Genomic DNA, 13,767 nt, shown 5'->3' with positions numbered 1-13,767 from the left:
TTAATTATAAAATGAATGGAGCGGATCTGTTTCTGCTCCATTCCTCATACCAACACACAAAAACGTAAAACAACAAAATCGAAGTCATTGTGCAATGTAATGCCTTGGATATAAAAAGAATAACGCTTTTAAAATTAAAACTATGAGAACATTTTTTTTAGTATTGACTTTAGTCTCGATAACCTTTTTTTCATACGCCCAGCCAATAAAGCCTGAGGATGTAAAAAAGGATATGAAACGAGTTGCCGACTGGCAAATCGAGCACTTTACCGATGCGTATAGCGGACGCAAAGAACCACATCATCCGTTAGCCTGGACCAATGGCGCATTGTACATAGGGATGGCAAAATGGGCGAAAATGGCCGGTGATGATACGTATTGGGAGTGGATGAAGCAAATAGGTGAAGAACAAGAATGGAAATTGTATACACGTATGTATCACGCCGATGACCATACGGTTGGGCAAATGTACATGGAACTTTATCGTAAGTATGGCGATGAGAAAATGATTGCCCCAACTAAGGAACAGTTGCGGTATATTAATTTCCATCCTGCTGTTACATCGTTGCAATGGGTAGGTAATGAGAACTATAAGCATGATCGCTGGAGTTGGTGTGATGCCTTATTTATGGCACCACCAGTTTGGGCAATGCTGTACAAAGAAACTGGTGACGAGATGTACCTTAACTTTTTAATGAAGGAATATAAAGCAACTACCGACTATTTATTCGATAAAAAAGAGAATTTGTATTACCGCGACCAAAGCTACATGGGCAAGCTCGACAACGGAACCAAAATTTTCTGGGGACGAGGAAATGGTTGGGTATTTGCTGGGCTCGCGAATATTATGCCTGAATTGGATCCGAAAAGCAAAGAATACAAATATTTTTTAACCATCTACAAGAAAATGGCCAAACGGTTGCTGGAACTTCAAACACCTGAAGGTCATTGGGCAATGAGCTTGTTAGGCGATGAGTTTTACCCAACACCTGAAACCAGTGGTTCTTCATTTTTCGTATTTGGTCTGGCATGGGGTATTAATAACGGTATTCTCGATGAAGGTACGTACCAGGATGCTGTATTTAAAGGATGGAAGGCTATGACCAGCTATGTAACCGAAGACGGAATGTTAGGATATGTACAACCCATTGGTGCTGCTCCAGGCAAAGCATGGCCCGATAAAACAGAGGTTTACGGAACAGGAGCTTTTTTAAGTGCCGGAGCAGAAGTTTATAAAATGATTGGTGGAAAATAGTTCTATCCAGCTAAAGTTGAATTAGTAGCTGACACTGGTAAGTGTGTTCTGGTTGGTCAATGTAACTCGTCGTTTGGAATGAATTTGTATTTCTGCAAGTTGCGGTGATCCGATCAGAACATAAATAAACAATTCGCCTATCAAAGTTTCAAATCACTGATATATCCTTCAATTTAGGTTGGCCCCGACATAAAAATATGACAATGAAAAAACGAATAGAAAAATTGAGAACAGCAATATTGAATTGCTCATTTGTCGCAGTGGGAGTATTGGGATTTAGCGCATGCGGATCTCAAAGTAAATCGGCTCCGAAGAATGAGCTTGCTCAAAAACCCAACGTATTGTTTATAGCGGTGGACGATTTAAATACATGGTTGGGCTGTATCAACGCGCATTCAAATACAAAAACTCCGAATATCGACAGGTTGGCAGCGAAAGGTGTTTTGTTTACCAATGCACAATGTCAGGCTCCGTTATGCGGCCCTTCAAGGGCATCTATTATGTCGGGGCTACGCCCATCTACAACCGGTATTTATGGAATGATCAGTGACGAAAAGATTCGATCTGAAAATCCGGCCACTAAAGACATTGTTTTCCTTCCCGAATATTTTCGGAACAATGGTTACCATACCATGGGTATTGGTAAATTATTTCACACGCATGCACCCGACGGAACCTTTGATGAATCGGGCGGAAGAGTGAAAGGCTTTGGACCACTTCCTGAGAAACGCTTTGTTTGGGACGGTTTTGGAACGTCTGACAAGAAACACTACGGACGAACCAGCACCGACTGGGGGGCTTTCCCCGAAGCAGATTCGCTGATGCCCGACCATCAATCGACAGATTGGACCATCGAACGTCTGAATCGCCAATATGATAAACCATTCTTTCTGGGGGTCGGGTTTTTGCGTCCTCACGTACCCTTGTATGTTCCCCAGAAATGGTTTGATATGCACCCGCTTGAAGGTATCGAAGTGGCTCCCTATAAATCAGATGATTTGGACGATGTGTCTTCTGTGGCACTTCAGATAAACGACCTGCCTATGATGCCATCGACCGAATGGGCGATTGAAAGTGGCGAATGGAAGAAAATTATTCAGGCATATCTGGCTTGTGTGAGCTATGTGGACTATGAGATTGGCCGGGTATTGGATGCCCTTGAAAATAGTGAATATGCCGATAATACTGTAATCGTGTTATGGTCCGATCATGGTTACCGATTGGGCGAAAAGGGAACTTTTGCCAAACATGGCCTGTGGGAATCGGCAACAAATGCGCCCCTGTTGTTTGCTGCGCCCGGTCTCCCCAAGGGAAAAGTAATCGATTCACCGGCCGAAATGCTCTCGATTTATCCAACACTTTTGGAATTATGCGGATTACCGTCTTACGATCGAAATGAAGGAAAAAGCCTGGTGGCAACGATGAATGAAAGCAATCCCGATAAAGATGCATTTGCCCTTACAACGTATGGCATGAATAACCATGCGGTAAAAGCCGATGATTTCCGTTACATTCAATATGAAGATGGAAGTGAGGAGTTGTATGATCATAAAAGCGATCCGAACGAATTTACAAACCAGGCAAGTAATCCCGATTATAAAAATGAAATTGATGTATTGAAAGCGTTTTTGCCAACGATTAATGCGAAGTGGGATTCGCTGTCGTCGTACACCTTCCAGCCTTATTGGGTAGAGCAAAAAGCCCGGACTAGTGGTTTTGATGGTGAACCGGTTGAAGTAATTGGAGCAGATCATTAATTGTGAATGAATGTTTTTTTGACTGTAAGAAAGCTTGTGCTGCCGTGGTGATTTGATTTTTGACAAAAAGGAGAATGATCATTAAATACAAAATGATGAACAGCCTTATTTAAACCTTTCGTTTGCTGGTCCATAGGTTTGGTGAGGGGTAAGAAACAATGTATGAAAGGTAATTTCTCTAAAAGCATTGCTTTATTTTCGCTGATATTAACGAACATATTGTTACATGTTCAAACCGAAGCTCCCTCATGGGGCGAGTTTGCAGAGAAGAACGAGAGTCGAAAATTGGTCGAAGCAAGCTTGAGTGATTGTTCTTCCTCGGGCTACCATTTCTCGGAAAAGGATATTCCGGATGTTTCAGGTTGGGCTACATTCGAGGTTCCGGGCTTTTGGGCGACGCCAAATTTCTTCATATTCTAAAATGAAAGTAATAATCGTATAAATGTGGATGGAATGTTGAAAATAGGAACTGTTCTTTTTTTAGTGGTTTTATTAACCCATACCGGAATATGTAGTCACCGGGAATTACAAAACGAGAAAATTACGTTGATTGATTTTCAGGAGTTAGAAGCTAAACGAGTCCTTCTTTCGAATAATGACGAAGAAACAACCATATACTTTAACCGATTGATTGAAAATGCTGATTCGACATTGAGTTGCGAGTTGTATTCGGTGGTCAAAAAAATGGGGACTCCACCCAGCGGCGATAAGCATGATTATATGAGCATCGGCCCTTATTGGTGGCCGAATCCCGATTCGCCGAACGGACTGCCATATATCAGGAAGGATGGCGAAATAAATCCGGAAACGAGGAATAATTTTGCAGATTTTGTTGAGATGCAAGCCTTTTTTACTGCCGTACAAACTCTGCGCGATGCCTTTTTTTTCACCGGAAATAAAGTTTATGCAGACAAAGCTCTGCAACTAATTGATGCTTGGTTTTTGAGTGAAGAAACAAAAATGAATCCGAACATCAATTACGGACAGAGTATTCCTGGAGTAACGGATGGTCGGGAGTTTGCCATTATCGAGTTTGAGAATATTGTTGAGGTAATTAAATGTCTGGAATTGTTGGACAGATCTAATTTGCTAGATAGTCAGACTAAGGAGGGAATGGATAATTGGCTGACCTACTACGCCTATTGGCTGCAATACAGTGAAAATGGAAAAGCAGAGGCGGTTAAAAAGAATAATCATGGTACGCACTATGACGCTCAACTGTTGAGTGTTCTGACCTACCTGGGTAGAATTAACGAGGTGAAAGAGCATTTATCAACCATCACGATGAATCGAGTTTTCAGCCAAATTGAGCCCGATGGCAGCCAACCTTTGGAGCTGGCTCGTACAAAATCGTTTTCTTATTCGGCGATGAACTTGCATGGATTCTTATACCTGGCTCGCTTGGGTCAGAAAGTGGGAGTTGACCTTTGGAATGCCGAAAGTGTGGATGGAAGAAGTATCAAAAAAGGCTTCGAATACATGTTGCCCTATCTCACACAGGAGAAAACATGGGATTATAAACAAATAGCTGATGCTGAAAAGAGAGTTGAAAAACTGGTGGCGGATTTGAAGCTTGCTCGCCATTCATTTAAGTGTAATGCCTTTGATGAAACTTTGCATAAAATTGAAAATGGGAAAGTGTTTATACGTTTTAATTAACTCAAGTTCGCTTATATCAGGTGTTTAGGGGTTGGCCTGTGTATGGCTGATGAGGAACTCAAAGATAAATAAAAATGAAAAGAATTGTATTACTCTTAATACTCGTAGTTACGAGCCATGTGTATAGTATAGGTGTTGATTTTGAGTTGCTTACTTGCAATTCACAGCAGAATCCGATAGCCATTCAGGGGCAGCATCCTTTGTTATCATGGGTTGTTAAAGCCGATGGATTCAATCGTTCGCAAACGGCCTATCAGATTCTGGTTTCCTCGAATCCGGATTTGCTAAACGAGAAAGATGCCGACTTGTGGAATTCAGGCAAAGTTAGTAGTAGTCAATCGGCCAATGTGAAATATAGAGGCCTCGAATTGCTTTCAACCCAAAAATATTGGTGGAAAGTGAAAATATGGGACGAAAAGGGAAACTCGTCAGATTGGTCTCCGGCGAATAGCTTCGAAACAGGTTTGTTTGAAGAGGCCAGCTGGGGAAACTCGAAGTGGATCAGCCTCAAAAAAGATGACCGTCAGTCCGAATATCGTTTTCGCGGGTATCAAACAGGGGGAATGGATGAACCGCTGATGGTGACAAGCCAACCGGTTGGTTATTTTCGTAACGAGTTGTTGACTGATAAACAAATAGAAAGTGCTCGAGCCTACATTTGTGGGTTGGGCTATTACGAGTTGTATATCAATGGTGAAAAAACAGGCGATCATGTTCTGGATCCAGCACCTTCCAACTACGATAAACAAACTTACTATGTAACCTACGATGTAACGAGTCAGCTAAAAAAGGGGAAAAACGCCATCGGTGTAATTCTTGGAAACGGATTCTACGGTCAAACAATTTCCTGGAAAAATGATCCGGAGTCGGAACGTGATATGTCGTATGGTGCTCCGGCAGCACGGCTTTTAGTTAAGCTTACTTATGCTGACGGTTCTAAGGACGAGTTTTACAGTGACGAAAACTGGCGGGCATCTACCGGCCCTATTGTTTTCGACAATGTTTACGGGGGAGATACCTACGATGCGCGATACGAAATTCAAGGCTGGAATACTGCCGGGTTTAACGATGAAAAATGGGAGGGAGTTAAACTTGTTTCGCCTGACGTAACAAAAGCTAGCGCACAAGAAATGCCACCAATCCGCAGGCTTAAGGAACTTGAACCAACCTACGTATTTAAATCGCCTGATACGGGTAAATGGATCGTAGATTTCGGACAAAACATCGCCGGCTGGGTTCAGATTACCGTGAACGAAAAGGAAGGACAGTTAATTGAAATAGTACCAACTGAGGCACTGACACAAAGCGGCGATAACATTTTTCCCGGCTCAACCGGTGGTGGCGCCAACGGAATGCCACAGCTCCTGCAATATATTTGTAAAGGTGGTGGCCCCGAAACCTGGGAGCCTAAGTTTTCATACCATGGGTTTCGCTATGCCGAGGTAAGCGGTTTTTCGGTAAAACCCGATGCGAATTCAATTAAAGCAGTTCTGGTGGCGACTGATGTTGCTGAGAAAGGCAGTTTTGTGTGTTCCGATCCTCTTTTAAATAAAATGGATACGATCAGCCGTTGGACGATTGTCGATAACCTGCATGGTATCCCTGAAGATTGTCCGCACCGTGAGAAATGTGGTTGGCTGGGCGATGCACACGCGTTCTGCGAATATGCGTTGTACAACTACGACTTAGGCAATTTCTACAAAAAATACATGGAGGATATACGGACACAAATGCGCCCGGAGAAAGGTCAAAACTCCGACGAAAAATTCCTTGTCCCGACTATGATTGCTCCCGGAAAACGAACATCAAGTATCGCGAAACTCGACTGGGGAGTTGCCACTATGTACTTGCCCTGGTATAATTACGTTTATTCCGGCGATTCCTCTATTGTGCTCGATTACTATGATGATATGAAAGGACTGACCAATTATTATCTGACCTTCAAAAATGAAGAAGGGATTATTGATAATGGTATGGGAGATTGGTGTCCGCCACGTTGGGACCGGAAACAAAACCCGGAAGCAATGGAATGCGATCCGGTTGTTTCGGCAAATGCTTATTTCTACGATATCCTTGGAATTATGGAAGCATTCGCGGAAATGAGCGACGATATTGAATTCAGACTAAAAATGCAAAAGGAGAAAACTGAATTATTCGATGCTTTTAATAAAGCATACCTTAAAAGTATACCACTTGTCGGGCACTACTGGTATGGAAGCCAGACAGCTACTGTTATGGCATTGCAATTTGGAATGGTTCCTGAAGATAAAATCGAAAGCGTTGTAAATGGACTGGCATATGACATTGTTGCCGAAAAAGGTGGTCACCATTCAACCGGAATTCATGGTAACCGCTACATTTATACCGTTTTGAGCAACTACGGAAAGGCTGATTTGGCCCACGAAATTCTTACAACGCCAACTTTTCCCAGCCAAACTTATGTGATGAACTACGGTTTTACCACATGGCCCGAACGACAGTTTTTCTGGGACGATATGGATGGGCTCACGAACTCGCTAAACCATCCGATGCATAGTGGTTTCGCAGCGTATTTCTTCGAATCACTTGGGGGTGTGAAATCATCATCCGACAAACCAGGTTTCAAGGAGTTTGTGGTGAATCCGATTTTTCCGGATGCGATAACACAAACTACCGTCAATATTCCAACGCCTTATGGTGCGGTTCGAAACAGCTGGGAAATAGAAGATGCAAACTTTTCAATGAACCTGGAGGTGCCTTTCAATACAAAGGCAAGGCTTGTTTTATCAGCTGAGGAATTAGAATCTTTAAAAATAAATGGAGAATCGTGGACAGCCTACCAACTGAAGCACATGGTAGAATCGATTGGTCAGTCGGTTGTTGTTTTAGGTTCCGGGAAATACAAAATTCAGTATTTAAAGGAGGGGCAATAGAGTGCTTTTCGTTCTTACAGAGAAATAATAAGTTATGAGAAAATATATTTTAGCCATCGTTTTTGTATTTAGTATTATATCAGAGTCGATAAAGGCGCAGGAACACCCGACAATATGGGTTACAAAAGCTGAAAAACAACATGTTTTAAATCTGGTAGAGCAAAACGATTGGGCAAAGAGTATTGTTCGTCAACTGCATCAAAGGGTAGATGGTGAACTTGCGGAACATCAAACAAACCCCAATGCCATCCTGGATTCAATTCCTGAGTTTGCCAGAAATGATCACCAGCATTCTGATGCCTCTGGCTCGTTGCTCACACAAAAGCATAACCGGATACTTACTCTAGCTTCGGATGCAGGGATGCTCTATTTTCTGACTGATGATGAGAAGTATGCCATGTTCGCAGCTGATATTCTCGCTGTTTATATCGATACCATAGCGCCTAAAACTCCCCAAACAACCACGATTTGCGGGAACGCTTTTTACGATCCGAGAACAACTTACGGGCCGTTTGCCCTTGCCTACGATTTTATATACAATTACTTAAAACGCGATGGGGCAACGGTTTATAATAAAAAATTGGGTGACCGGGTTTTGTTTGATAATGCAAAAGCTCAAAAAGCGATTGCAAATATGGTGGGAAATACCCTGCAGGAATACGGAGCACCGGATAAACACGGCAAGTTTATTTCAAACCATCCAATTTTAACAGCTCCAGGTGTTTTGTTTGGTATTTTGTGTATTGAAGATGATGCTGAAAGGGAGCGTTTGTTCAAGGTATTTTGGGAAAGCGGAACAGCGCATCAAAATTCATTTAAACAGACCATTTTGCCCATGTTTGGGAAACAGGGTATTTGGCCCGAATCCACCAGCTACAGCTTTATGCCGGCAATTACGATGGTGTTGAATATTGTTGACCGTAATTACCCGGAAATGAATGTAACCAGCGAATACAAAGAAATTCTCGAAGGCAATTTTCTGTTCGATAATCTACGGATGCCCGACAGACGGTTTGTTCGTTACGGTGATTCAAAAAGAAACAACGATGGCACCGAAGATCTGTACCGCTACACGTTGCACCTTGCAAAACGAAAGGGGTATAGCCAATTGGAACAACAAGCAAAAGTAGCTTTAGCCCAGAAATACCGGGTTGTTGGTGGATATAATCCGAAGCTTGACAACTCCACGTTTAACAATTTTCAGGCGCTTGATTTGTTTTGGGGCATCCCAATTCCAGAACAAGTTGAAGGAAATATCGATTTTCAGAAGCCAACGGTGATCGTTGAACATGCCGGGATCGCTTTACAACGCAATTATGTCGAAAAAGATAATGAATTGTATGGCTTGTGCGGTATTATTGGTGGTGCTCATTACGTCCATTCTCATCTGACCGGAATATCGATGGAGCTGTATGGTGCTGGTTATGTAATGGCTCCCAATGCAGGTTTGCCGGCAACCGTGGCCGAACGGCAAATCCCACTGCACGAGCATTATTACAGATTGTATGCCGGAAACAATACCGTTGTTGTAAATGGTACATCGCACGGACGCGATGAAGGCTCGTGGAAAGGAAAAGCCAATGTATGGCAAAATACTGCGGTTAATATTGCAGCCGAACCAAAACATCTGGAGGACCCAATTTCCGCTCAATTCAGTTTTGCCACTCAGGCTTTAAACGATGAGGTTAATAATTGCGTGCAGCAACGCACTCTGAGTACGATTAGAACGAGTCAGACCACGGCTTATTATTTTGATCTGTTCCGGTCAAAATCGCTGGCTGAAAACAATTTTCATGATTACATCTACCACAACCTTGGCGATGAGACAGTGATTCTGGATACTGAGGGACAAGAACTGGAGCTTTGTGCAACCGACCGTTATCGGACTGATATTGGTGATGCCGTTCATTCGCCGGGCTGGAAATATTTTGAAAATACGAAAGTTACAGAGGCTACAGCTCAGGGCATTAGGGTGCGTTTCGACATTGATTATGACAACAAGTACATGCACCTGTTTGTACCCGCGGGAATTGAACGGGAATACACCAAAGCTCTCGCACCACCAACTCGGGAAGCGAAAAATGGTTATATAAATAAAAAGACACAGGTTTTGGCCATTCGTCAGCAGGGTGAAGCCTGGGAAAAACCTTACGTTTCAGTTTTTGAACCATCGGGGAATCAAAACCCAAGCGTACAAAGCGTCGAAGCCTTGAAAGATGGGCAGAAAGTAGTTGGAGTCACCGTAATTTCCAAAGTCGGGGAATCAGTAATTACCGATTATATCATCTGTCAGGATCAAGCTGATGCAGCTTACACAAATAAAGAACTCAGCCTCTATTTTGAAGGACGATTTGGTATTGTGCGTACCGAAGAGTCGGTTTCCAAAACCGTTGTTACCTTGTATGTTGGAGATGGTAACACCCTCGAATTTAGAGGTCAGAGGCTTGATTCCGATGCTGAGGGGAAAGCTGTTTCAATTCAGCAAACTATTTCGGAGACAAAATAAATAAACCTAAACGATCAATAAAGATGAATTTTCAAAAAGCTTTTACGTTGTTGCTTGTCGGTACTTCAATTTTCTATGGTTGTAAGGCGGAGAAAAAGCCCAATGTAGTATTTGTTTTTGCCGACCAGTGGCGGGCACAAGATTCAGGCTATGCCGGAAATACTCAGGTACTGACCCCAGGGTTGGATCAATTGGCAAAGGAAGCGCTGGTTTTTGAAAATGCGATTTCAAATATTCCGGTCTGCGCACCTGCCCGTGCGTCGTTGATGACCGGGAAATATCCGCTTAGTCACGGTGTTTTTTACAACGATAAGCCTCTTGCTAGTGATGAATATTGTGTGGCCGAAGTGTTTAAGGATAATGGCTATCAAACAGGCTATATCGGTAAGTGGCATATCAATGGCCATGCGCATGGAATGACAAATACTGAAGGGAGACTGTTGCCAGTTTCAGCCGATCGCCGTCAGGGATTCGACTATTGGAAGGTTCATGAATGTACGCACAACTACAACAATTCAGTTTATTTCGATGAGAACGACGTGAAACATAAATGGGATGGTTATGATGCGATAGCACAAACCGAGGATGCCATTCAATATATTAAAAACCATCAAGAAGGTCCGTTCGCATTATTCCTGTCATGGGGTCCTCCTCATGCCCCTTACGAAACTGCTCCCCAAAAATATCGGGATTTGTACAATGATATGGATATTCAATTGCGCCCCAATGTGCCGGATAGCCTAGCTGGGCAAACAAAAGAATGGCTAAAGGGCTATTACGCGCATATTACAGCATTGGACGATTGTATTGAACGGTTGCAATCCGAAATCAGAAAGATGGGATTGGAAGAGAACACCATTTTTGTTTTCACCTCCGATCATGGCGATATGCTCAACTCTCATGCCCAAACAAAGAAGCAAAAACCATGGGATGAATCAATAAAAGTTCCGTTTGTTCTTAAATATCCGGCTAAACTAAAAGGAGGAGTACAGATTACCAAACCATTTTCTTATCCTGATATTATGCCAACTTTGCTTGGTTTATGTAATCTGCCAATACCGGAATCAGTTGAAGGACTTGATTATACGGCTTTCTTATCAGGGAAAGAAGACTTGGAGGTCGATGGTGCACTGATTACCTGTCCGGTACCATTCCACCAATGGTCATACAAACGAGGTGGTCGCGAATTTCGTGGCATTCGCACCGAGAGATATACATACGCCAAGGATTTAGATGGACCGTGGTTGCTTTTCGATAATGAAAAGGATCCGTATCAGCTCGCTAATCTTTGCAATAAGGCGGAATATACAGAGCTGCAGGCTGACTTGGAGGTAAAATTGCAGAAGATGCTGGTTGAGCGAAAGGATCAATTCCTTGCAGGAGCCGAGTACATGGAAGCGTGGGGGTATGAATGGGATGGGAGTGATTCAATTCAAATTGAAAAAAAATGATCTCGTTTATTGTTTTGTATTGCAAATGAATCAGGAAAATTATTGCTGATCGGATTGGTGTTTTTAGGGGCACTAACAATAAAAGCTAAACGAACTGAAACCACTCGACCTATGATTTTTATTGTAAACGATGAAATACTTGAAACTTTCGAGTTTTAGCCAACCGGTTCGTGGGAGAGTGGCGTTTTGCAAGTGCGAGAGTCACATTTAAACCCGGAACCAATAATATAAGACTCAAGACTACCGGATAAAGTGGTCTGCACATCGACGAATTATTTGTGGATTAGATAAGAGTTAACACGCAGCAATATTGAGATGATCGAAGAAAAAAACAAAGTGGCACTGATAACAAGTGCACCTAATTCCGCCGGGTGGCGTGAATACAGAAATGGTTCGCGAAATGCGCCCCGACATCGATTCGGTAAAGCTTATTCAACCCGGAGAAATCGCTGAATTGGTTGGTTTTATTCTTACCGGTAAAGGTACAATTGACCATTTTTATTTCCGCCGCCAATCAGGAATTGCTTTTGATTGACCCGGATCTCTGGCATTTCTGCTTTTAGGGTTGAATTCCATCAAATGATTTTTAAAACGACTTTCAGAAGAACCAATCTCAACGAAAAAGAATGATGAAACGAATGAAGTTTATTTTGTATCTGTTTTTTGCTTTCCTGATCTTTTTTGAGCCTCTAATGGCGCAGGTAAAAGTTACTCAGGAAAATATTTCTACTGTAGATGATAAAGCATTAACGATTTATGGGAGGTTTTCAAGTGCCATTAATGGCAGAACCTATCAAAAGGACGCCATTGCTACCTTCAACGGCTACCAATACATGGCCTATTATAATCACGAACGGCGGGTTTGTTTATCGCGAAGAGAGCTTCCGACAGGCGAATGGAGCACTATCCGGTTTTTCGATTATCTTTTTGAAAGCGACGACGCGCACAATATTGTTTCATTTGGGATTTGTCCTAACGATGGAACCATTCACCTGGCATTTGATCATCATGTTCATCCATTGCACTATCGGGTTTCAAAAAAAGGGCTAGCAACCAATCCCGAAAGTCACGAGTGGAGTGCTGCTTCATTTGGCCCAATCGTATCAGAATTGGAGGATGGAAAGCCCATCAAAATTACATACCCTAAATTCTGGCCAACGCCCGATGGCAACCTTCAGTTTAACTACCGTGTTCGTGGTTCGGGAAATGGCGACCGAATGTTGGTCGACTACAACGCCGAAACCGGGAAGTGGGAAAATACCCGGCAAATTGATTCTGCGGAGGGAACGTTTGAGGATGTTTTGGGCGTAAGCAGTTCGCGTTGTTCCTATCCGAATGGGTATGACTATGATGCCGATGGAACCCTTCATGTAACCTGGGTTTGGCGCGAAGATAGCCAGGGAGCAAATCACGATTTAATCTATGTTTATAGTGAAGATGGCGGATTGACCTGGAAAAACAATGGCGGGCAGCTGTTGACGGAAATTCCGCATGTTCATTCGCCCGGAATAGTTGTTCAGTCAATTCCTCGTGTGTTGGGATTGATGAATGATCACGGACAGGTTGTCGACTCAAAAGGGCGGGTACATGTCGTGATGTACCATTGCACGAAAGAGACCATTGAAGCAGCAGGAAGTAAGTTGGGAGATACCCGCTGGGGACCGTCTGAAGCCAAAAGGTATCATCACTATTGGCGCGACACAAATGGCGAATGGAAGCATACCGAAATGCCTTGGAAGGTTGGTAATCGTCCCAAGATATTAGCGGATGAAAATGACAACCTGATTATGATTTATGCCGGTACAACCGATCAGGAGGGAAAAAGTAAAAATTCCGGCAGTCAGGATCTGATAGTAGCTGTAGCAACGGCAAAAAATAACTGGCAGGACTGGCACCTTGCATATTCGTTTAAAGGTCCGTTTATGAACGATATGTTGGCAGATGTCTATCGGTGGAAATCGGAAGGTATTTTATCCATCATGTTGCAGGATGAACCTGGTGAGGTTCGAAAACCCAGTCCACTTCATGTTATTGATTTGGCTGTTCAATTTGACTGATATGTAACGGGTATTACGATTGAAAAAAACAATGGTAGTACCCGCTAATTTATTGGATGGGTAGTAGTTAAGGAGTTGGTTGCGCGAAATTAAGTCGTAAGAAATGAAGCGTAAACATGATTTCCGATGTTCAAAAGATGAGTAAATTCTATCGTGATGAAATAAAATTA

The 13,767-nt window shown here is 42.8% G+C and carries 9 protein-coding genes; all 9 read left to right on the top strand.

What is annotated here, in order from left to right; translation table 11 throughout:
- Window positions 1-142 precede the first annotated feature (142 nt).
- The 9 genes from ABZD21_RS11270 (at window position 143) to ABZD21_RS11230 (ending at window position 13,597) form a co-directional block, all read left to right on the top strand.
- On the top strand, window positions 143-1,255 hold the full coding sequence (locus tag ABZD21_RS11270) for a glycoside hydrolase family 105 protein (RefSeq protein WP_372775092.1): 1,113 nt from the start codon (window positions 143-145) through the stop codon (window positions 1,253-1,255).
- Between the two features lie 203 nt (window positions 1,256-1,458).
- Window positions 1,459-3,012 (top strand): sulfatase, encoded by a 1,554-nt coding sequence (locus tag ABZD21_RS11265; protein WP_372775091.1) that lies wholly within the window; start codon window positions 1,459-1,461, stop codon window positions 3,010-3,012.
- A gap of 162 nt (window positions 3,013-3,174) precedes the next feature.
- Window positions 3,175-3,432 carry a hypothetical protein gene (locus tag ABZD21_RS11260; RefSeq protein ID WP_372775090.1) on the top strand — a complete coding sequence of 86 codons (258 nt, stop codon included), beginning with the start codon at window positions 3,175-3,177 and terminating at the stop codon, window positions 3,430-3,432.
- A 33-nt stretch (window positions 3,433-3,465) separates the two neighbouring features.
- Window positions 3,466-4,671 (top strand): alginate lyase family protein, encoded by a 1,206-nt coding sequence (locus ABZD21_RS11255; protein WP_372775089.1) that lies wholly within the window; start codon window positions 3,466-3,468, stop codon window positions 4,669-4,671.
- Between the two features lie 74 nt (window positions 4,672-4,745).
- A complete protein-coding gene (locus ABZD21_RS11250) occupies window positions 4,746-7,583 on the top strand; it encodes a family 78 glycoside hydrolase catalytic domain (RefSeq protein WP_372775088.1) in 2,838 nt (945 codons plus the stop codon).
- 34 nt (window positions 7,584-7,617) lie between these two features.
- Complete coding sequence (locus tag ABZD21_RS11245; RefSeq protein WP_372775087.1) at window positions 7,618-10,089, top strand: hypothetical protein; 2,472 nt, start codon at window positions 7,618-7,620, stop codon at window positions 10,087-10,089.
- A 23-nt stretch (window positions 10,090-10,112) separates the two neighbouring features.
- Window positions 10,113-11,540: a sulfatase gene (locus ABZD21_RS11240; RefSeq protein WP_372775086.1), complete on the top strand. Its 1,428-nt coding sequence runs from the start codon at window positions 10,113-10,115 to the stop codon at window positions 11,538-11,540.
- A 352-nt stretch (window positions 11,541-11,892) separates the two neighbouring features.
- The gene (locus ABZD21_RS11235; protein ID WP_372775085.1) at window positions 11,893-12,075 is read left to right on the top strand and encodes a hypothetical protein; all 183 of its coding nucleotides are present in this window, start codon (window positions 11,893-11,895) and stop codon (window positions 12,073-12,075) included.
- A gap of 91 nt (window positions 12,076-12,166) precedes the next feature.
- Window positions 12,167-13,597, top strand: a complete 1,431-nt coding sequence (locus ABZD21_RS11230) for a BNR repeat-containing protein (RefSeq protein WP_372775084.1) — start codon at window positions 12,167-12,169, stop codon at window positions 13,595-13,597.
- Window positions 13,598-13,767: the final 170 nt, after the last annotated feature.

The organism is Mangrovibacterium sp., from assembly GCF_041596335.1.
Taxonomy (GTDB): Bacteria; Bacteroidota; Bacteroidia; order Bacteroidales; family Prolixibacteraceae; genus Mangrovibacterium.
This window is presented reverse-complemented; position numbering and strand designations above follow the sequence as displayed.